The organism is Roseimaritima multifibrata (genome assembly GCF_007741495.1).
Classification (GTDB): Bacteria; Planctomycetota; Planctomycetia; order Pirellulales; family Pirellulaceae; genus Roseimaritima; species Roseimaritima multifibrata.
Genome location: NZ_CP036262.1, coordinates 6,586,275 through 6,605,785, shown reverse-complemented (window position 1 = coordinate 6,605,785; position 19,511 = coordinate 6,586,275). Strand labels below are relative to the sequence as shown.

The 19,511-nt window shown below is 55.4% G+C and carries 17 protein-coding genes; 7 read left to right on the top strand and 10 right to left on the bottom strand.

The features are described 5' to 3' along the window. Positions 1–2: 2 nt before the first annotated feature. Positions 3–692: a metal-dependent hydrolase gene (locus FF011L_RS23895; RefSeq protein ID WP_145354459.1), complete on the top strand. Its 690-nt coding sequence runs from the start codon at positions 3–5 to the stop codon at positions 690–692. A gap of 240 nt (positions 693–932) precedes the next feature. Here FF011L_RS23895 and FF011L_RS23890 read toward each other — a convergent pair whose 3' ends face one another. Further along, a complete protein-coding gene (locus FF011L_RS23890) occupies positions 933–1,925 on the bottom strand; it encodes a DUF3500 domain-containing protein (protein ID WP_145354458.1) in 993 nt (330 codons plus the stop codon). Between the two features lie 349 nt (positions 1,926–2,274). Between FF011L_RS23890 and FF011L_RS23885 the strand changes: the two genes are divergently transcribed. Next, complete coding sequence (locus FF011L_RS23885) at positions 2,275–3,309, top strand: NHL repeat-containing protein (protein WP_145354457.1); 1,035 nt, start codon at positions 2,275–2,277, stop codon at positions 3,307–3,309. A gap of 26 nt (positions 3,310–3,335) precedes the next feature. Further along, positions 3,336–4,103 carry a zinc ribbon domain-containing protein gene (locus FF011L_RS23880; protein WP_145354456.1) on the top strand — a complete coding sequence of 256 codons (768 nt, stop codon included), beginning with the start codon at positions 3,336–3,338 and terminating at the stop codon, positions 4,101–4,103. 499 nt (positions 4,104–4,602) lie between these two features. Here the strand turns inward: FF011L_RS23880 and FF011L_RS23875 are convergent, their stop codons facing one another. Both FF011L_RS23875 and FF011L_RS23870 read right to left on the bottom strand, forming a co-directional pair. Continuing rightward, positions 4,603–5,091, bottom strand: coding sequence for a hypothetical protein (locus FF011L_RS23875; RefSeq protein ID WP_145354455.1), 489 nt, complete (start codon positions 5,089–5,091; stop codon positions 4,603–4,605). A 4-nt stretch (positions 5,092–5,095) separates the two neighbouring features. After that, a complete protein-coding gene (locus FF011L_RS23870; protein WP_145354454.1) occupies positions 5,096–5,290 on the bottom strand; it encodes a Flp family type IVb pilin in 195 nt (64 codons plus the stop codon). 255 nt (positions 5,291–5,545) lie between these two features. Between FF011L_RS23870 and FF011L_RS23865 the strand changes: the two genes are divergently transcribed. From FF011L_RS23865 to FF011L_RS23855, 3 genes are read left to right on the top strand one after another with little or no spacing between them, the layout of a single operon-like run. Next, entirely contained in the window at positions 5,546–7,330 is a 1,785-nt protein-coding gene (locus tag FF011L_RS23865) for an ABC transporter permease subunit (protein WP_145354453.1), read from the top strand. A 35-nt stretch (positions 7,331–7,365) separates the two neighbouring features. Further along, entirely contained in the window at positions 7,366–8,595 is a 1,230-nt protein-coding gene (locus FF011L_RS23860) for a CNNM domain-containing protein (RefSeq protein WP_145354452.1), read from the top strand. Continuing rightward, complete coding sequence (locus FF011L_RS23855; protein WP_145354451.1) at positions 8,592–9,548, top strand: CNNM domain-containing protein; 957 nt, start codon at positions 8,592–8,594, stop codon at positions 9,546–9,548. Before FF011L_RS23860 ends, FF011L_RS23855 begins: the two co-directional genes overlap by 4 nt. Before the next feature lie 445 nt (positions 9,549–9,993). On the opposite strand, the gene FF011L_RS23850 is transcribed toward FF011L_RS23855, so the two are convergent. Both FF011L_RS23850 and FF011L_RS23845 read right to left on the bottom strand, forming a co-directional pair. After that, positions 9,994–10,275, bottom strand: coding sequence for a hypothetical protein (locus FF011L_RS23850; protein WP_145354450.1), 282 nt, complete (start codon positions 10,273–10,275; stop codon positions 9,994–9,996). A gap of 131 nt (positions 10,276–10,406) precedes the next feature. Next, positions 10,407–11,372 (bottom strand): tetratricopeptide repeat protein, encoded by a 966-nt coding sequence (locus tag FF011L_RS23845; RefSeq protein WP_145354449.1) that lies wholly within the window; start codon positions 11,370–11,372, stop codon positions 10,407–10,409. 172 nt (positions 11,373–11,544) lie between these two features. Between FF011L_RS23845 and FF011L_RS23840 the strand changes: the two genes are divergently transcribed. After that, positions 11,545–11,988, top strand: a complete 444-nt coding sequence (locus FF011L_RS23840) for a hypothetical protein (RefSeq protein ID WP_145354448.1) — start codon at positions 11,545–11,547, stop codon at positions 11,986–11,988. A gap of 343 nt (positions 11,989–12,331) precedes the next feature. On the opposite strand, the gene FF011L_RS23835 is transcribed toward FF011L_RS23840, so the two are convergent. The 5 genes from FF011L_RS23835 to gcvPA form a co-directional block, all read right to left on the bottom strand. Next, positions 12,332–14,722: an alpha/beta hydrolase gene (locus tag FF011L_RS23835; protein WP_145354447.1), complete on the bottom strand. Its 2,391-nt coding sequence runs from the start codon at positions 14,720–14,722 to the stop codon at positions 12,332–12,334. A gap of 7 nt (positions 14,723–14,729) precedes the next feature. After that, positions 14,730–15,428: an FHA domain-containing protein gene (locus FF011L_RS23830; RefSeq protein WP_145354446.1), complete on the bottom strand. Its 699-nt coding sequence runs from the start codon at positions 15,426–15,428 to the stop codon at positions 14,730–14,732. Between the two features lie 218 nt (positions 15,429–15,646). Next, complete coding sequence (locus FF011L_RS23825; RefSeq protein ID WP_145354445.1) at positions 15,647–16,477, bottom strand: lipoate--protein ligase family protein; 831 nt, start codon at positions 16,475–16,477, stop codon at positions 15,647–15,649. Continuing rightward, positions 16,459–17,922, bottom strand: coding sequence for an aminomethyl-transferring glycine dehydrogenase subunit GcvPB (gene gcvPB / locus FF011L_RS23820; protein WP_145354444.1), 1,464 nt, complete (start codon positions 17,920–17,922; stop codon positions 16,459–16,461). The genes FF011L_RS23825 and gcvPB overlap by 19 nt, the downstream gene beginning before the upstream one ends. Continuing rightward, the gene (gene gcvPA / locus FF011L_RS23815; protein ID WP_145354443.1) at positions 17,915–19,282 is read right to left on the bottom strand and encodes an aminomethyl-transferring glycine dehydrogenase subunit GcvPA; all 1,368 of its coding nucleotides are present in this window, start codon (positions 19,280–19,282) and stop codon (positions 17,915–17,917) included. Before gcvPA ends, gcvPB begins: the two co-directional genes overlap by 8 nt. Positions 19,283–19,511: the final 229 nt, after the last annotated feature.

The following is a 19,511-nucleotide window of genomic DNA, read 5'->3' as shown; positions in this document are numbered from 1 at the left end:
TCATGACGACAAAACTAACTTGGTTATCGCACGGAAGCTGGTTGATCGAAGCGGGCGAAGAGCGGATCCTTTTAGATCCCTTTTTGACCGATAACCCAGCCGCAAAAATGGCCGCTGACGAATTGCAGAATATCTCGGTGATCCTGGTTTCGCATGGTCATTTTGATCATGTTGCCGATGTTGCTGCGATCGCAAATCGTTGCGGATCAAAGGTCGTGGCGAACTTTGAAATCGCGCAGTGGTTTCAAGCTAAGCATGGGGTCGAGAATGTCGAAATGATGAACACCGGAGGGAGGATTTCGTTGCCCTTTGGTTCCGTGCAACTGACGCCTGCACTGCATAGCAGCGGTTTGCCCGATGGCAGTTATGGTGGCCAGCCGGGTGGATTTGTGTTGACATTCTCCGATGGCAAACGGGTTTACTTCGCCTGCGATACCGCTTTGTTTTCGGACATGCAGTCGTACGCTCAAGGCGTTGATGTTGCGGTGCTGCCGATCGGGGATCGATTCACGATGGGGCCGGCTGACAGCGTCAAAGCAACCAAGCTGATTTCGCCGAAGAAAGTGGTCCCCGCACACTTTGGAACCTGGCCACCTATCGACCAGGACGCCGAGGCGTGGGCTGAAGAGATCCGGTCGCAAACAGACGCCGAACCGGTGGTTCCCGAAATCGGCGTGTCGTTTGAACTGTGATTGACAAATCGCTCACGTAGCGACGCTCGCTAGAACGCGGTTTCCGAGTTGGGGTGCTGCTGTGCGGCAATGCATCAGAAAACCTCAACCCGCTGCATAAGCGAGGGACCGGGAACGTGGTCTGCAATCCCTCGCTTACGCAGCGGGTTGGGATTTCGACAGCCTGCGAGCCCGGAGAGGCAGCCTCATTAAATGCCGGGCGACAATCTTTCTCCGCTTTTCGATTCCATCGCCCAGCCGTTAAGCGTTTAGTTTGACTTCCGGCGAATCGGCTAGGTGAACCCACACGTGGACGTGTGGTGCACCGCGGAAATGCCAGACGAACGAAGGCCCTTCCAGTCGCCAGTTGTCCCAGACTTGGTCATTGCCGATGTCTTTGTCGCTGTAGAAGGATAGGTGGCAGGCATCCAGGCCTCCTTGTGCCGTTAAGCACTGCATCGCTTCTTGCTGATCGCTTTCGCGGTACATTTCGACCAACATTTTAAGCACCTTTTGCAGGTGTTCTTTTTGGTCGCCGGCGAGTTCACTGGTTGGAATCCCTGGCAGGTCTGCGGCGGGGCCGCGAAATCCTGCTTGCTGTTCACGTGGTGTTTGAGGCAGCAAGGCTAGTTTGCGTTGCTTGCCGTCCAGCATTTTGTACAGGCCGTTCGCAGCAATCGCTTGTGGCCAAAAGACGTTGTCCAGGTGGTCTTTTCCTTCGTTGAATCCGCCCGTGTCGTGCCCGTAGAAAATCGGTCCGCCGAAGGCGACATGGTCGGCCGAATTTCCGTCGCAGCGAAGCGTCATGTGACGGCCTGTCAGGACCATTTCAAATTTATCAGCGTTGGGATTTCCAAAGATCGCCAGCGACTGCTCGTTCCCGAATCCGCCCGCATCATCGGTCAGTTGTTTGTCGTATCGCTCGTGCCATTCCGGATTGATGATCGCTTCGAAAATGTCACGGATGATTTGGCGTTGGTCATCGGTGTAGAAATCTCCCACGACTTCCGGTTTGGTGATTTGCCAGTTGTTGGCGACAAACGTCCGCAGCAGACCGCGTTTTGGGTCTTGATGATCCCAGTCGAAGCAGACGGTTTCGCGTTGCTTGGGGCTGAAGGATTCGTACAGGACCTTTGTTAGCGATTCCGCGGTCGGCTTTGTTTCTTTACCCAGAGCGACCTTGGGGACCGCCGAAGCGACCGCGATGGCGGAAGAGGTTTCTAGAAACTGGCGGCGGGTAGGACGGATAGACATCAGAGAATCCTAGATAAATGGAGGTCGAGTGGCTGGATGCCACTCTCTTTGTGCAAGGAGTGCCGACTCTCAGAGGTTTGGAATTTATTGGGTCGAGCATTTCGTTTGTGAGCGGCTAAAGCCTTGTTGCTCACTGAAATAAATTCACAGCCTCTTAAAGAGAGAGTCACGGAAACGGCTACAAACAAACGACTCAAAAGCTGCACGATCTCTTTGGCGGGTAGGGCCATTGTACGAAACGTTAAACGGGCCGTCTATAAAATTGGGTCACCAGCCGGTTTTACAGTTATTATGGGAATCGATAATTTTCCCTCTCACTCGGTTGCTTTGAATTTTGCGGAGTTTCTTGATGCTCAACATGCATGGTCGTTTTCTAGTTGCTGGCATCCTTGCCGTTTCCTTTTCCTCGGTTCTGCAAGGCAGCGATGTCGAAGTCGTCGTCGGTTTGACAGATCCCAATCCGGGAAAAGCCGAGCCAGGGGAATTGAATACGCCGTTTGCTGTCGAGTTTGACGCGTCTGGGGCGATGATTATTCCTGAATACAACGGCGGGCGGTTGATGAAATGGTCCGCCAGCGAAGGGGTGACCGTTTTGGCAGGGAATGAGGAACTGGGGTACGCCAACGGAACGGGGAAAGATGCTCGTTTCAATAAACTGCACAATGTCGCCATCGGTCCAGATGGATTGGTCTATCTGTCCGATCATCTAAACCATGCGATTCGCCTGTATGATCCAAAGACAAAAATGGTTTCAAGCTTTGCCGGAAATGGAAAGCTGGGTTTTGATGGCGAGCAGGGGACGATTCAGACGGCTCGTTTTGAACGACCGATCTGTGTTTCGTTCGACGCGGATGGTCAGCAAATGTTGGTTGCGGATATCAATAACCGTCGCATTCGCCAGATCGATCTCGCATCGGGTGCCGTGAAGACGGTTGCGGGCAATGGCAAGCGAGGCGTTCCGCAGGATGGCCAGTTGGCTACCGAGCAGCCCTTTGTGGATCCTCGGGCCGCAGCCTTTGCACCGGATGGTAGTTGGTATCTAGTGGAACGCTCGGGACACGCCTTGCGTCACGTCAAAGACGGTCGCGTCACGACGGTTGCTGGAACAGGAAAAGGTGGGCACCGTGATGGTCCCGCGTTGGAAGCACAGTTTAAGGGGCCAAAACATTTGCAGGTCATTGAAGATGGCCGAGTCGTTATCGCCGATGACGAAAACAATTTGATTCGAATCTATGATCCACAAACGGCAACCGTGTCGACGGTTGATACCGCTCCTTATGTGCTAAGTCGTCCGCACGGAGTTAAAGTGGTTGCGGGGACTTTATACATCGCCGATAGTTTCCATCATCGTGTTTTGAAAATGCCGTTGCCTTCACGCGAATAGAATTCTGCTGAATAAGGAACGTTGGAATGTCGGACCGCCAGCTCAAGTGCCCTCGTTGTGAAAAGCGGATCCGCGTTCCAGCGGGGGCCGCCAAGGTGCGCTGCCCCGGTTGTCAGGCGGTCCTTCAGTTGCCTCCGCAAAAAAAGTCCGCCGCTTCCGCGGGCCGGTCGGCCGCCGCTCCAAAAGCACCTGCGGCGAAAGTACCGACTGGCAAGCCGCGGGCTGCCGCAGTTCCGGTTACCCAGCTGCCAGCGGCATCTGCACCCTTTGGGCAATCGCCCGCTGCACCCCCTTCGTTTTCTCCGCAGGGGACGTTTGGAAAAACGGCGCCGGCTGTTCCAGCCAAACCGGAAGGTTCCGGTTCATCAAAACGTGGGTTGTGGATTCTGTTGGGAGGCCTGTTTGTCGGCGGGGGGCTGATGTGTGTGATGTTTGTCGTTGTGCTGCTGATATGGATGGGGGGGGAAGAAAACGAAACGGCTGCAACCGATCCACAGGGCGGAGCGATACAGGCAGCCGCACCGGTCGTGGAAGCAGAAGTTGTGGAAGAGACGCCTGCAGCGGCCGGGTCTTTGGGAGAATCGGAACGCAAGCGGCTGTACGCGATGTATAAAACGGCCGAGGGGTTAACAACCAATCGCGTTCCACTGCCAAAGGGTTTTACCCGTGATCAGCTGGACAAGATGATGAGCGGGATCATGGCCAGTGAAATTCAGAAGTTGTCGGCACTGTTCGATATCAGCCAGGACGAAGTGAAGGATATCGTTGCCGAAGGGAAGCAGAAGGAGTGGTAGAGAAGGGCTGCTGTGGTTTGGGATTTGTCGTCCGTAGGCAAGCTTCTCGGGATATGCGATTTATAAATGAAGAAAGTCTGGCTCCCCTCGCCCCTAAGCGAGCTCTTTGTTGCGGAAGAAATCTCTGCTAGCTCATTGCGTGATCTCTGCCTCTTGGTTTGATTTCGTGGAGCTTGCTTGGGGGAGAGGGGCTGGGGGAGAGGGGGAGATTTCCAGGCGGCGATTTTGCAGCCAAGACGCGGTGAAAGCCTCGGATTTCAAGCGATTATGCTACGCCTTGCCCAACGCTGTCGGCCCCTCTCCCCCAACCCCTCTCCCCAAAAACAAGCCTTTGAATCGACCTTAATTGCATTAGCTGGCGAACCGTTGATCCAGTATCAAACCTGTTTTAGGCGAGCTTGTTTTGAGGGCGAGGGGAGCCAGACTTTCCTCGTTTATAAAACCCGAGGCTCGCGCATCTCATCGTTCGTAGAGACGATGTGGTGCAGTCGCTGCTGAATTAGAAGTCGGCCGATTCGGCGAACCTTGGCGGGGGAGCAGGTCTTGCAGGTGTTTTGGCGTCGTTGGCACGTCGTTCCATCAATTCTTCCCGCAGTTGGTTGTAGTGTTCGGCTAGCGCCAACCAGTTGTCGCCGTCGCGGAAATGAATGGGATCACTCTCTTCGCCGGCTGCCAGTTTTTCCATGCTAATGCGAAGTCGATAAATCGGCCCTGCGAAACGATTGGACATTCGCAAAATGTCATGAGCGATGATTGGCGCGAGGAGCAATAATCCAGGCAGCCAGTAAATCGCATCCACAGCGAAATCGAGCAGGTGCTCGCTCATTGATTTGTCTGGATTTCCCATCGCCATGGAAAAGTAGAGCACGCAAGACATGTAGAGGATGCCCGCGGATCCATACCAAGCGGCACGGATCAGGATTGCGCCTTGGACATCAGGATCGACAAGGAGCCGAATTCGCAGCGGAGTGGATGACTTGTCGTGCATGATCCTAGCTGCCGAAAGCCCCACCGATCGCGTCACCCGACGCGTCGAAGCTGTCTTTGGTGTTGTTGGCAAGGACCAAGATCGACCCCATAACTGCCAGCAAGATCAGCGCCAGCACGACCGCATATTCAACGGCGGTGGGGCCATCTTCATCTTGAAGGAAGCGGTAGCTGGAAGCGAACAATTTGCTCAAGTTCATGACGAGCGGTCTCAGGAATCGAGGTTGAGGTGCCAATTTTAGGGTTTGATCAAATCTAGGTTGTGCTTCGTCGCTAATAGAGGGGAACTATTGATTCTTGTCGCTAAATAGAATTGAGAGAAACCAAGTGGTGGGGTTGTGCCACTTCTGACATTTGACAGGCTGGAGGCTAGAATGAGGGCATTATTGTTCTGGCTTGGCGATATTATCGATGCCCTGTCCCTTTTCTTTCTCTGTTGATTCGATTTTTCAACCATGCTCGGACCGGTTTTCAATCGCGAAGCGGCAGTGGCTCCAAAACGTCCGCGGCTTTACGTCGCGCGTGCCCTCTATCTGTTGGCGATGTTTTTGCTGCTGTGCACAGGGTATTTAGTCCTTTCGGGAATGCGCCCCCTACGAACGGCGGGGGATTTGTCTCGGTTCGGTGGGTCGATGTTCCTGCTGCTGGCCCCTCTGCAGATGATCATCGTCACTTTTCAGGCGGCCGTCGGCGCCGCCAGTAGTGTGGCTCAGGAGAAGGATCGTCGAACGCTGATTCTGATGTTGTTGACGCGTTTGACCGGGACCGAAGTTGTTGTTGGCAAGTTGGCGGCCAGCATGATTGTCGTCGGATCGATGTTAGCCGCATGCCTGCCGCTATTTTTGGTGCTGCCGTTGTTCGGTGGTGTCTCCGCGGGGCAGGTCGCCAATCTCTACGCGGTTACGCTTACGACGGCACTGTTTGCTGGGGCTGTCGGGACCGTCGTCGGTCTGTGGCGAGAGAAAACGTTTCAGGCGATCGCCTTTACGGTTCTTGTTTTGGTGTTGTGGGTCGTCGCTTGGGAACTGTTGGCAAGCGGAATCGTGACCGGTGGGAATTGGCGATTTGGTGCTTACACAAGCCCGATCCAGGCGTTGTTAGCAGCCGTTTCACCACTCTCCCCCTTTAGCACCGCCCCTGTTTCCTCTGCGGTGGGTTATTCGCTGTTCATGCTGATGGTTTCCGGCATCGTGTTGGCGATCGGAGTCGCGCGGGTTCGGGTTTGGAATCCATCCAGAGAAGTCCGGATCAAGCCGCAGGAGGCCGAGGGGTCCCATGACTTGGCCGCCGCGGATGGGACAACCGCGCCGGTAGCCTCCTGGAAAGCGAGGGCACCTCGCGAAGTTTGGTCCAACCCCGTCCTCTGGCGAGAAATTCGGACTTGGGCCTATGGCCGGAAAGTCTTGATCATTCGTTTGGCTTATTTGGTGATCTGTTTGGTGGTCGCTGCCGTTCTTTATGGGGCGATCGAAAACGGCCAAGCCTACGAGCGAACGGGAGTCGCGGGCCGAGCGCTTCCAGCGGCGACATTGCCCGTTGCGGCTTTGGGGGTGATCAGCCTGTTGTTGGTCAATGCGTTGGCCGTTAACAGCGTGACGACCGAGCGTGATGTGCTGGCGCTGGACCTGTTGATGGTCACGGATCTACGCCCAGCCGAATTTGTTTTCGGGAAAATATTTGGGGTGCTTTATGTGGCAAAAGAAATGGTTCTGATCCCGATGGCCATACTGATCGCCCTGGGGGGCGCCGGGGTGATGAGCTGGGAGAACACGGTCTATGCGGTTTTGGGGGCGATCGCCCTGTACCTGTTTGTCGCGACGGTCGGCGTCCATTGCGGGTTGAATTACCCTGCGGGCCGAACCGCGACTTTGGTCAGTTTAGGAACGATCTTCTTTCTTTGTATCGGGGTCGCGATTTGCATGGTCATCATGGTTAGTTTCCGAGGGGCATTTGAATTACAGCTGCCACCGTTCCTGGCGATGATCTTGGGAGGGGGCGCTGGCCTTTACGCGGCACTTGGATGGCGGAATCCGTCGTCGGCGATTTTCTCGGCTTCCTTCGCACTCCCGCTAATCACTTTTTATGCGATCACCCAGTTCCTGCTGCAGCGTGATCAGTTGTTCGTTTTCCTGCCGGTGGTCTGTGGCTACGTATTCGCGACCGCTGCGATGTTGGTCCCTGCACTCAGTGAGTTTGATGTCTCGCTAGAGTCCCATCGCGGAGGGGAGGGGGGCGAGTGAGCGAGTGGCGATTGGTGCTCCCTTGGCTTGTTCCGATGGCCATCTTAATTGTCTTGAGTGCGTTCTTCAGCGGCAGTGAAGCGGCGATGTTTTCACTGCGTGCACGCGAGCGGCGGGCTTTGTGCCGAGGCGGTGTGGCGGGGCGGGCTGCCAATGCATTGCTGGATGATCCGGAAAGGCTGCTGTCAGCGATTTTGTTTTGGAATTTGCTGATCAATATGCTCTATTTCGGAATCGCGTCAATTGTCGGTGGGCGTTTAGAACAGGCCGAAGGAGGCGGACGTGCGTCGGCGATTGTGTTTACGATCGCCAGCCTTTTGACGATCATTTTTTGTAGTGAAATGTTGCCCAAAAGTTTGGCCGTCGTTTCCCCTTTGAGGTTGGCCTACTTCATCGGCCCGCCACTATCGCTTTCGGTCAAAGTGATTTCCCCCTTGCTGCCAATCATTTCGATGGCAAACCTGTTCGCCAGACGTTTGGTATGGCCCGGGTTTCAGCCGGAAGCCGATTTGGAGCTGTCCGATATCGAGCGAGCGGTTGATTTGGGGACCGGCGATGCAGCCTTGGCGGCTCGAGAACGAGGGATGATGCAGCAGTTGATCGGCATATCGGATACGCGTGTTGGCGAATGGATGCGCCCCCGAAGCCAACTGCGTATCTATAACCTGCCGGCCGATCCTGCCATTCTTAAAGAGCCGATATTTGGCGACGGTACTTTGCTGTTTGCAGAACCGGGGGGCGAGGAGGTCGTTGCCGCGGTCTCCGTCCGCCGTTTACGCCCCAGTCAGATCGATAACCTGGCAGATTCGGTCGAACCGGTTTTGTACGTCCCTTGGTCCGCGACCGTTTCTTATGCGCTCGATTTGCTGTTGCAGCATGATCGTTTCGTGGCGGCGGTTGTCAACGAATATGGCGAGACCATTGGCGTGCTAACGATGGATGACGTGATGCAGCAGTTGCTAAGCGGCCATGCACGTCATCGTACCGGTGGGTCTTCCCGGCAGTTGAAGCAGATCGGACCAGGTGTGCTGCAGGTGAGCGGCGGGACTAGTGCTCGGTGGTTGGCCAAGCAACTGGAACTGACACGACCCGAAGGTCGCAACGTGACGGTCGCCGGATTAATGCAGCGTTTAAACGAACGTGTTCCGCGAGCCGGCGATGTATGTACCTGGGAAAGTTACCAAGTCGAAGTGCTTGAAGAACATGATGATGGTTCGTTAACCATCGAACTGCGGCACTCGAGTTCGATGGAGCCCGATCAATGATTGTGGCGTTGTTGCTATTTTCCGTCGGCCTGGGCCTGAGTGCCTTCTTCAGTGGCAGTGAAACCGGGATGTACCGGGTTTCCCGAATTCGCGTTGTGCTGGATGGGTTGACCGGTAGTTGGCCAGCACGCGGGGTTGTCTGGTTGTTGAACCATTCCGCGATTTTTGTGGCGACCGCTTTGGTCGGCAACAATCTGGCAAATTACGTGACCAGTTTGTCGATCGTGTTGGCGATGCAAGCGTTGTTCAGCGGTGGCGCTGCTGCGGAGTTGCTGGGGACCATGTTGGTCACTCCGGTGATTTTTGTGTTGGGCGAATTGTTGCCCAAGTACCTTTTCTATAACGCACCGTACCGCTTGCTGACTTATGTTCGCCCGGTGTTGTTGTTTTTTACCGCCTTGTTTTTACCCGTGTCGTTGCTGTTGGGTTTGTTGGCAAATGCCCTCCAGTTGATTACCGGGGAAACCCCGTTTCGGGTCCGTTTGGGGATGGCACGTCGTGAACTGGAACAGGTTCTTCGCGAAGGTCATGAAGCGGGGATTTTGGCAGGCAGCCAGCGCGTGTTGGCTCAGAATGTTTTCGAAATTGGAAACCAGCCCGCGGTTCGTTTCGGTGTGCCGATGGATCGTTTGGCCAGTACTGAGGAAGATAGTGGTCGCGATGTTGCTCAGGCTGCCGCTCGGCGCCAAGGGCATCCGATTGTGTTGGTGCAGCGAAACAAAGAGGTTGTTGGCTTTTTGTTGTATGCGGATTTGCTGTGTGAATCCGATGGGGGACTGCCGATCCTTCCGGTGGTCAAAGCCAATTCAAAAGACAAGTTGCTGTCGGTACTGCTTCGCTTGATGGACGCTGGATCGGACGTGGCGGTCTTGATCGATCCCGATGGCAAAACTCGCAGTGTCGTGACTCGCCGGCAATTGTTGCTGCCGCTGATGGCAGGCAACCGACCGTAGGTCACTTGCTGCGGAAGGTTGCGGAGCATTTGCTTCTGCTCCGCATTTAATGAGGTCGACTCTTCAGACCCTTAGACTGTCGGAATCCCAACCCACTGCGTAAGCGAGGGATTACAAACCACGTTCCCGGTCCCTCGCTTACGCAGTGGGTTGGGGTTTTTGGATGCATTGCCGCACAAAAATAAACCGCAAAACAAACCGCTCAGGAACGGTCACTTATCACCTTTGCGTCTCGAGGGAGAGTAAAGGTGTGACGCAGGGGTGCACCGGAGGTTGTTGGTTGTGGAGAAATAGAAATACCCATTTGCCTTCAAAATAAAGACAAATGGGTATTCGTTAATGAGCGATAGCTAAGTGCCGTACTACGGGCTTTCGCCCTTGCTACGCAGCCGACCTTTAATTACCGACCATTACTTGCGAGTATGCCGACGAGATCGGCGGGAGGCTATTTACGGTCGTAGCCCAGTTGGCGAATGATGTTTAGCATCTCTTCGAAAGTGATGTAACGGCGGCGATGGCGTGCTTTGTAGCCATCGATTGCCATTGCTAGTTCGCGTGCGTCTTCGGATAGATCCGAATGGGAGCTCGCAAACTGACGTCGGTCACGCAGCGGTGTTTCTGCCGTTTGGCGACGCTCACTAAAACGTTCGGGGGAAGCCGCATCAGTCGTTTGAGCTGACAGGGCAAGGGCTGCTTGCGCGGAGGGCGTATTCGGTGTCGTAGGCATAGGAGATTCCACACGGAGTAACAGGAAGAGAGCTCTGTGTCGGCATGATCACAAGGGAACCCTAGCTTACGTATAGAGGGTGGGCAAATGAAAATTTTCGATTCAATCGGTTTTATCGAAACGTCGATCATTTACTCCCAGGTCCTGCTCCCTGGCTCTTCTTTGCGGGCAATTTGAACCCGCTGATCGATCTGTTGATTCAGTTCGTTGCCGATCGAGGACTGTGGATCGATTTCAAGGATTCGCCGGGTTGCTAAGCGAGCGGTATCGAATTCGTCCATCTCAAGTGCAAGCGTTGCGATTTGCAGCTGAATGTTAGCATCGTGCGGTTGCATTTGAGCTGCAAGCTTGTAGCAGTTAGAGGCTTCGCCCGGGCGTCCCAGTTGGCTTAGGGCGACGCCGCGAAGAAGATGCACACGAGGCGAGCAGCCTGCATCGCCGGTGCAATCTCGGATGCGTTCGAGTGTTGCAAGCAGGCGGTCGTAACGGCCTTGCTGTCGGTACAGTTCTGCCGCTTGTAACTGGACTTCGGGATATTCGGGTTGTAGGGCCAGGGCGCGATGGTAGGCGGCCAACGCGCCTTCATGGTCGCCCGTGCGTTGCAGGCAGTCACCACGCAGCGCCCAGGTGCCAGGTAGGTCTCGGCCGACCAGTAGGGCTTCGTTGGCGTATTTCTCCGCGGCTTCCCAGTCACCATTTTCAAAATGCATGCGGCCAAGTCGAACGACCAATTCAGGATGGGAACCGCTCAGGCGGACCGCGGTCTCCATTTCTTCCAGAGCGGCTGTTCGATCGCCGCGATGCCACAGCGATTCCCCCATGCCCCAATGGGCCCGGTCGTCGGATTTGTTCATCGCTAAGGCTTCGGCGAATAGCTCTTCGGCATATTCCCAGCGCCCGCGATGCATCGCTTCCAGCCCTTGTCGAGAGAGTCGGCGGGCGGCAATCGAATGCCGGCTTTCGCCTCGGGCCCGAATCGTGCGGCAGCCCAGGCTGCTGATCACGATCGCTGCCAGCAATAGCCCACATCCCAGCGAACGGCAGGCGAAAGCCGCGCGGAAGCATCTCAGGAGGGGGGAAGCGGGCTGCAGTGGCATCGAGTTACAGAAACAGATTATTAGACGAGGACGTGGGCGCGGAAAAAAACTATTTAGCAGTCCTATCAAATTGGATCGACCAGGGGCAAGCCGATCCGCTTCTCATTTGTTACGATATTGACGAAGAATATCTTTGCTATCACACACTTTTAGCACGAATTGACCGCTTTCCATGCCAGCGACGTTTGAAGATTTTGGAGTCCGTTTTCTCTACCCCGACAACTGGGAATTAGCAGAGCGGACGGCCACTGAGGAGTCGGTTGGGGTCACGATCGAGGCACCTGACGGGACCTTCTTTGCTTTCAATCGCTATCCGGGCCAGGTTTCCGCTTTGACGTTGATGGATCAAGTCGAAGCCGCGATGCGTGAGGAGTACGACGAAGTCGAGATCAGCCGCCCTGAAGGGGTAGAGGCTGACGACGAAGAACTGGCTCGAGATATGGAATTTTATTACCTCGATTTGCTGATCATCAGCCGAACGGTGTTGATTCCAGAGGGGGGCGATTTATTGCTGATTCAAATGCAAAGTGAGAGCCGCGACTTTGAAAAGAACGAAATGGTGTTCGCAGCAATGCTGAAATCACTGCGAGACTACTTGGCGGAGAAAGAGTCTTAAGGTTTTGGGTTTTGGGTTTGGCTGCTTGTACGGCAATCCGCCGCGGCCTCATTTTCATCAGGCCGGGCAACGCCCAAAGCCATCCGCTTTCTTAGCGGAACGGCTTGTTGATTTAGTGATTGTCGCCTTTCGCTCTCTGAAAGAACGCTCCCTTCAAGTTACTTGCGCGGAGCAAAAGGCTGCAATCTTTCGCTGCTTTCGATTTATTGAACAAGCCGCGAGCCGTCCGGCAATCGCCTAGAAAACAGAATGAATTTGCCGGATCGGCTTGCGCTGATCCGCTAGGAATACCATCCGTAGATGCCAGAGTAGATGGCATTGGGACACCCCCCGCTGCAAACCGTTAGGGTGCGGTGACAAAGGCCCAGTAGGGACGTTGCCGGTCGGCTCGAGTCCGTACGTCTTCCAAGATGGTTTTGATGTCTCCGTCGAAATCAAAGCGTGTTAATCGCGATAGGTAGCGGATGGTGACTTGCTCGTTCAGGTTGATTCCCATGTCGGGATTCATCCAGATCACGAACTGATCGGCTGGACCTTGGGTGATTCGGATCGTGTTGTTTTCTGCCACGCTGGCTCGAACGATTCCTTTTAACCGCTTTTTGACATAGTCCCAAAGGAATGGATTCAAATCATTGCGGGGGTCAATTTGAGGCATTTCCAGCCACCAGAAAAAGCGATCCTCGCCCCGCATGGTGACGACGTCGATCTCTTTGGGGGGCGGCCCACGGCGGTTGGCCCCCAGGGCCATCCAGTCGAAAATATGGTGGATTTCTTCGTAGAAATCTTCCGGCCCGCGGCCTCGCATCATCACCACCATCGCTTTGTGCTTGGAGGTCATGTAGTCGTCCAGGATGTATCCAAACCGGACAAGCGGCGCCTGGGAGCCGGCCATTTCCCCGAAGACCATGTAGATCGGTAGATCGGTTGCGTTGTCTTCGTAGTGGATGATGTATTTGGAGGGGTCGGCACTGATCGGGATGACTCCTGCCCACACATCTGGATGGGCGATCCCGATGTCCCAAGCAGCGGTCCCTCCGTCGCCGTGTCCCGAAAGGAACACGCGATCGGCATCGATGGAAACTCGCCGCATCGCGTCTCTTAAACAGGTCATGACGCGGTGGTGTTCACGCTCGGTGTATTCGTAGACCCGCTGGCCCGGCCGAGTCCATAGCGGTGCGATAACCACGTAGCCTTGGCGTGAAGCTTGCCCAAGCCTCATTTTCAAGGATTCATTGTAAGACCCGGACCACCATTCAATTTGGGCTCGAGGGATTCCGGTCGGTGCACACAGGCTGACGACAGCAGGGTATGCCCGCAGCGGGTTGTACTCTTCAGGCAACTGCACAATGTATTCGGTTGCTAATTCATCGGGCCCGGGAATCGAAATCCGGTACATTCCCGGGGGCGTTTCGGGGCTGGCAACCCAATCTTCTGGATGTTCAGGTAGAGGACGCTGTGGACGAATCAGAGGCAAAATTTTGGCGATGTTTTCAACGGTTGCCCCTTCCAGTTTTCGGAGCGCATCGAGGATAGCCTGCCGTTGTCCTGGGTCTTCGCTGCGGAGGTAGGCTGCGACGCCGTCGCGTACCTGAATCAAAGACCGGCCGAGGGCAAGGTTTTGCAGGCCCGAACCCGACCCCAAAATCCAACCGCCAACGGCCAATGCAACACGGTTTTCAAGCGGGATTTTTTCGTCGTTACCCAGCCGAATGTAATCGCTTAAGCGGCTGATCGTGTCAGGAGAAATGTCCTCTTTCAGTTCGGTCAGCAGTCCTTGAAAGGCCGCTCCCTGTTCGTTGGGGAGGTTTGCGATCTGTGTTTCTAGCTGAGCAACAAGGTCGGGCCCCTTCTGCAGTTCCTTTTGCAGGTCGACTAATTCGTCAGAGAATTCCAGTTTGGTGACGGCGGCAATTTGATCGGTTTGGAATTCGCTCAGCATCCGCGCCGATAGTTCGTATTGCCCGGCGCGGCGTCGCTGCTGGGCTTCCAGCAGCAACTGTTTGGCTTGACGATCGACCAGCGACGTCAATTGCTTTTTCAGGTTCGGTTTGTCGGGGAATTCGGCGATCGTCGTCAGTAGTTCTTGCCGAGCGGCTTCGAACATTTCCGCTTCGATAAACAGCCGGATCAGATCCAGTCGAATTTCGTAGGTTAGCGGCTGCATGCGGTTGTGTAAGATTCGCCGCAGTTGAGCTTGAGGGACCGAGGACGTCGCGATCCGCATTTCCCAGATATAGTTATGGCTGGCGTGCAGGGATTGCAATTTGATGTAGCGAGCGGTGACTTCGGTCATCCCTTGCCAGATTGGGATGGAGCCTCCGGAGGGCCCGGGAATCATGATTTTTCGACGTCCCAGATCGCTGAAATCGGAAACGCCGTGCACCGCTCCGATCGACCCGAGGAAGCGTCCGCTAGAGGAGACGTTTTGGGGGATTTCTAAGCGGATCTGCAGATCGGGAACTTCGGGAACCACGCCGTCGCCCTTGACGGCGACCATCCCTTGTTGGTGGACGAAGACGCGGCGGAGTCCATCGTCGATCATCCAGATCGGGCGGGCTGTCGGTTGCGTGCCGCTCCCTTTGGAAAAGGCGTTTTCGTTCAGCGAAGCGATTTCAACAACCGATCCGCGGACCATCAGACCATTGGCAAGCGGAACGTTATATTCCGCAACCGCGATCACCGCCGAAAATGCGGTGAGTAGAAGAGTCGATAGCAAGCAGCGAGGATATCGCATGCACCGCCTAACGTCTGGAGAAAAAGCGTTTAAGGGCGTCGCCCGCTGCTTCGCGTGAGTCGTTTGTCGTGTTGGTGATGGCCCCTTTGGGAAGTTTCTTCGGGGGTCCTTTGGGGGGGCGAGCCGGTTTTTTCTCGCCGTCCGTCTGCGTTTTGTCAGCCCCTTTTTCGGGGATCGTTTCATCGACCGACAGTTCGGCGCTATCTTCCGACTTCTGGAGGTCTTCCAGTTTCATCTGCCGTGTGTCGGGATCGCCGGCCGCGCGAATGCGGTCGATTTCTTCCGCTTCGTCCAACCAACTGCTGATGTCACCATCTTCGAATTGGCTGTCACCACGGGCTGCAACGGTCCGTGAGGCAGCGTCTTTTAGGTCTTTCACCTGAGGTTTTTTATCGCCACCAAGTGAATGGTCGATAGAAACTTCAAAAACCAGCTTGCCGACTCGCAGGATGTCTCCATCCTTGAGCGATTTGGCGCGGTCTGTAGGAAGCGGTTTGTCGTTGATGAATGTGCCGTTGCGACTCTTCAAATCCTGGACAAGCAGGCGATTTTCACGAATCACTAGGATGCAGTGTTTTCGGCTGACCGATTCGCTTTTGGGGCGCAGCTGACACTTCTCGCTTCGTCCGATCAGGAATTTCTTCTGACCAATAACGATCTCTTTGCCGCTGTGGCTCCCAGACGCTACTTTCAACTTGACTCGCATGGATTACCTCTTGCACCTTCTCGCATAGCAGCGGATGAGCTCGTGGTCGAATAACAAGAAACTTCGTTGCCCTCGAAATGCATCTTCCATTGTACACCGACTGTGGTCAATGCAACTTTCGAACTGGATTGTTCTGCCTCGATTTAACGATTCAAGCCGTTTGAATTTAAGAATACTGTCCGATTTTCCACGTAGTGGAAGGTAGAGATGATAACGTTTTACGGTCGCCGCTTCAGCCATCCGGGCTCGGTAAAGCGTTTCTCCACCCAATTATCGGCCTGTTTCAACTCCATTTCAAAAGGACTTGACTTAATCCACTCTGTAGGGGGCCCTTGTTGAGGGGGCAGGTGTTTGCAGAGTGCTTCGTAAATTTCGCTCCTTTTCATATGTCGGCCAGATAGGTCGGTTATGCCCGGCAATTCCGGAGCAAATTGACTGACATTTAGCAAGATGCTGCCATGCTGCAGTACCGCTCGGGCGGTCCTTCGCTGCGCACTTCCGCCGACCTTATAGCCCGCACAAAGAAGGTCTTCTTCGGCGCGACGCTGAAAGCAGAGGAATGGAGGTGTGGGGGGGGCGGGACGCTGCCCGGCCCGTTCCAGTGCCACGCCAAATTCCAGCATCGTTTTGCGGATTGCCGAATGCACCCGATCATAGATTCTCTGAACCGATGTTGCGGCTCGGTCGGTGATCGGAAGCGTGAGGCTGTACGTCAATTCATGGTGATGCACGATCGCTCCGCCTCCGGTTGAACGCCGGACAACCGGTATCGAATGGCTGGCGGCATGCCCCGACCGATCGGCGAGCGATTGGAAATAACCGAGGCTAAGCGTTGGCACATCCCATTCGTAAAACCGCAGCACCGGGCCTCCGCCTGCGGACACCGAATCGAGGATCGCTTGGTCCAACGCCATGTTCCAGGCGGCGCTGGACGGACCGTCGATGATCAACCGCGGCGATTGATCCGCGGAGGCACCGCCAGTGCTGGCATCGCTGGAGGAGGCCGGGTTATTGGCAGGCTGGCTGTCGCTCACTTGTCCTTGGTCCATCGCATGATTGGATTGCGTGCAGCCGCAACGTCATTGGGGCGGCTGACCCGCGTGCTGTGTGGAGCGTCGTGGATCAGGTCTCCCGATTCCTCGGTAACGCGGAACAGGGCGGCTGCAAATGCATCGAGGGTTTCTTTGCTTTCGGTTTCCGTCGGTTCGACCATGACCGCTTCGTCGACAACCAGCGGGAAGTAAACCGTTGGTGCGTGGAACCCAAAATCCAAGATCCGTTTGGCAAGGTCCATCGCTGAAATCCCTTTTTCCTTTTTCAGCTTGGATGCCGATGCCACAAATTCATGCATGCAGCGATCGCCGTGAGGGACGTGCAGGATGTGTTTGACTTTGCTTAGCAAGTAGTTGGCGCCCAGTACGGCGTCTTCGCTGACTTGTCGTAATCCTTCACCGCCGTAGCTGCGGATGTAGAAGTAAGCCCGCAGCAGGACGCCCGTGTTGCCAAAGAAGCTTCGGATACGACCAATCGAATCCGGTCGGTCGTCGTCCAGCAGGTACATGTCCTGTTCGGCGTCGTAGCGGATCGTGGGGGAGGGGAGGTAAGGTTCGAGGAAATCGCGAACGCAGATCGGGCCCGCTCCGGGGCCTCCGCCGCCATGAGGCCCGCTAAAGGTTTTGTGCGGGTTGTAGTGCATCATGTCCGCACCAAAATCGCCGGGGCGTGAGATTCCCAGGATCGCATTCATGTTTGCCCCGTCGGCGTAAACCAGGCCGCCCGCCGCATGCACGGCGTCGGTGATTTCGCGAATCTGGTGGTCAAACAATCCCAGTGTGTTGGGGTTGGTCAACATGAACACGGCGACCTGATCGTTCAATTTTGATTTCAAATCTTCGAAATCGACCAAGCCATCCGCATTGCTTTTGACGGTCTTGGTTTGGAATCCTGCCATCGCAGCGCTGGCGGGGTTGGTTCCATGCGCCGAGTCCGCGGTCAGCACGATCGGGCGGTTTTCCCCTTTTTTCGCAAAGTAGGCTTGGGCGACCATCATCGCGGCCAGTTCCCCGTGCGCGCCGGCAGCGGGCTGGAGCGAAACGCCCGGAAGCCCACTGATTTCAGCCAACATGTGCTGAAGTTCATACAGGATCGCCAGCATTCCCTGGATTGTTTCAGCCGGTTGCAGTGGATGCACGTCCGCCAGCCCAGGCAGGCTTGCCAGTCGCTCGTTTCGTTTGGGGTTGTACTTCATCGTACAACTGCCCAGCGGATAGAAGTGCGTATCGACGCTCATGTTCAGCGTCGATAGGTTCGTGAAGTGGCGAACCACGTCCCCTTCGGCCAATTCTGGCAGTGGAGGCGGTGCATCGTTTGTCTGGTGTGCTGGCAACGGTTCGCTTGCCGCTGCGATTTCTGGATCCAGTTTGGGCAGCAGGGCTGCACGGCGACCAGGATGGGAAAGTTCGAAAAGCAGTTGAGTTGATTGAGTGTTACGCACCGGCGATCACTCCTTCAGAGGTTAGCTGTGATAGGGATCGGCAGTACGAATCGATTTCGTCACGTGTGCGACGTTCGGTAACCGCGATAAGGTAGCAGTCGGATAGTTCGGGGTACCACTGGCCCAGTGGGACGCCCGCTAGGTATCCATCACCACGCATCGATTCGATCAGGTTTGCGACCGAACCATCGTGATCTTTGACGACAAATTCTTTAAAGACAGGGCCCGCGAAGGGAACTGAAAAGCGTTCCAGGGAAGCCACTTGCTTTTGCATGTACTGCGTTTTTTGCAGGCAGTGCTCAGCGGTTTCCTTCAGGCCTTCTGGCCCAAGTAGCGAGAGGTAGATTGTCGCTCGCAGGGCCAACAATGTTTGGTTGCTGCAGATGTTGCTGGTGGCTCGCTCGCGGCGGATATGTTGTTCGCGAGTTTGCAGGGTCAGGACCCAGCAACGGTTACCGCGGCGGTCGACCGTTTGTCCGGCGATCCGTCCTGGCAGGCGGCGAACCAATTCGTTTCGGCAGGCCATGATTCCAAGATAGGGTCCGCCAAAGTTTAGTGGGTTGCCCAGGCCTTGGCCTTCCGCAACCGCGATATCGGCTCCCATGTCGCCTGGGCGTTTTAGGCGGCCGACACTGATCGGGTCGAACGATTGAACCAGCAATGCGCCGGCTGCATGAGTCGCATCCGCGATCTGCTGGACCTCTTCCAGTCGCCCAAAGAAGTTTGGGTGTTGGATCAGAACGCAGGCGGTTTTGTCGTCGATGTAATCGGCGATTCCGCTGGAGGTACCCGAAGCGTCGTAGGGGGCGACGACCAGTTCACATTGCAAACCACGCAGGTAGGTTTCCAAAATCTGCCGGTATTCGGGATGCACCGCAGCGGAGGTAACCACTTTGTTGCGTCCTTTGACCACCGATAGTGCCATCATCACCGCTTCGACCGCAGCCGAGCCGCCGTCGTATAGGCTGGCGTTGGAGACATCTAATCCTGTCAGTTGCGTGACCAGGGTTTCGTATTCAAACATCGCTTGCAGGTTTCCCTGGCTGACTTCTGCTTGATACGGGGTGTACGACGTAAAAAATTCGCCTCGGGAAGCGATCGCATCGACCGTGGCGGGGACGAAATGGTCGTAGGCACCGCCTCCCATGAAGCAGACGTGCGAAGCGGCGGAGGCGTTTTGGGCCGCCGCTCGTTCGACTTCTCGCTGCATTTCCATTTCGGACAGTGCCGGAGGGAGCTGAAGCGTTCCCTCGAACCGAGCATTTTCGGGGACTTGAGAATGGATCAGTTCGTCGACCGATTCGGCGCCGATCGATTTCAGCATCGCCTGTCGATCTTCGTCGGTATGAAACAAATACATGAGCAGTCTTGAAGCGGCGTTTGGAAAGAAGTGAAGGCTAGGGATCAAGCACAAATAAGTTAGCAATCAAGCGGAATGGTGCGAGCAGCCCGCTGGTTTAATCAGCCGTTTCGGGGGTAGTCCCGGATTCAGCTCCACTAAGCCGTGGCTAACGCTTTTAAGCCGTGGCTAACGCTTTATCCCATCTGTTCCGATTGCGGTTTCCACGGCTCCGTTATTTCCACGGCTC

Coding starts and splice junctions, on each gene's coding strand:
- FF011L_RS23895 (WP_145354459.1), top strand. CDS start 3: ATGACGACAAAACTAACTTGGTTATCGCACGGAAGCTGGTTGATCGAA.
- FF011L_RS23890 (WP_145354458.1), bottom strand. CDS start 1,925: ATGTCTATCCGTCCTACCCGCCGCCAGTTTCTAGAAACCTCTTCCGCC.
- FF011L_RS23885 (WP_145354457.1), top strand. CDS start 2,275: ATGCTCAACATGCATGGTCGTTTTCTAGTTGCTGGCATCCTTGCCGTT.
- FF011L_RS23880 (WP_145354456.1), top strand. CDS start 3,336: ATGTCGGACCGCCAGCTCAAGTGCCCTCGTTGTGAAAAGCGGATCCGC.
- FF011L_RS23875 (WP_145354455.1), bottom strand. CDS start 5,091: ATGCACGACAAGTCATCCACTCCGCTGCGAATTCGGCTCCTTGTCGAT.
- FF011L_RS23870 (WP_145354454.1), bottom strand. CDS start 5,290: ATGAACTTGAGCAAATTGTTCGCTTCCAGCTACCGCTTCCTTCAAGAT.
- FF011L_RS23865 (WP_145354453.1), top strand. CDS start 5,546: ATGCTCGGACCGGTTTTCAATCGCGAAGCGGCAGTGGCTCCAAAACGT.
- FF011L_RS23860 (WP_145354452.1), top strand. CDS start 7,366: ATGGCCATCTTAATTGTCTTGAGTGCGTTCTTCAGCGGCAGTGAAGCG.
- FF011L_RS23855 (WP_145354451.1), top strand. CDS start 8,592: ATGATTGTGGCGTTGTTGCTATTTTCCGTCGGCCTGGGCCTGAGTGCC.
- FF011L_RS23850 (WP_145354450.1), bottom strand. CDS start 10,275: ATGCCTACGACACCGAATACGCCCTCCGCGCAAGCAGCCCTTGCCCTG.
- FF011L_RS23845 (WP_145354449.1), bottom strand. CDS start 11,372: ATGCCACTGCAGCCCGCTTCCCCCCTCCTGAGATGCTTCCGCGCGGCT.
- FF011L_RS23840 (WP_145354448.1), top strand. CDS start 11,545: ATGCCAGCGACGTTTGAAGATTTTGGAGTCCGTTTTCTCTACCCCGAC.
- FF011L_RS23835 (WP_145354447.1), bottom strand. CDS start 14,722: ATGCGATATCCTCGCTGCTTGCTATCGACTCTTCTACTCACCGCATTT.
- FF011L_RS23830 (WP_145354446.1), bottom strand. CDS start 15,428: ATGCGAGTCAAGTTGAAAGTAGCGTCTGGGAGCCACAGCGGCAAAGAG.
- FF011L_RS23825 (WP_145354445.1), bottom strand. CDS start 16,477: ATGGACCAAGGACAAGTGAGCGACAGCCAGCCTGCCAATAACCCGGCC.
- gcvPA (WP_145354443.1), bottom strand. CDS start 19,282: ATGTATTTGTTTCATACCGACGAAGATCGACAGGCGATGCTGAAATCG.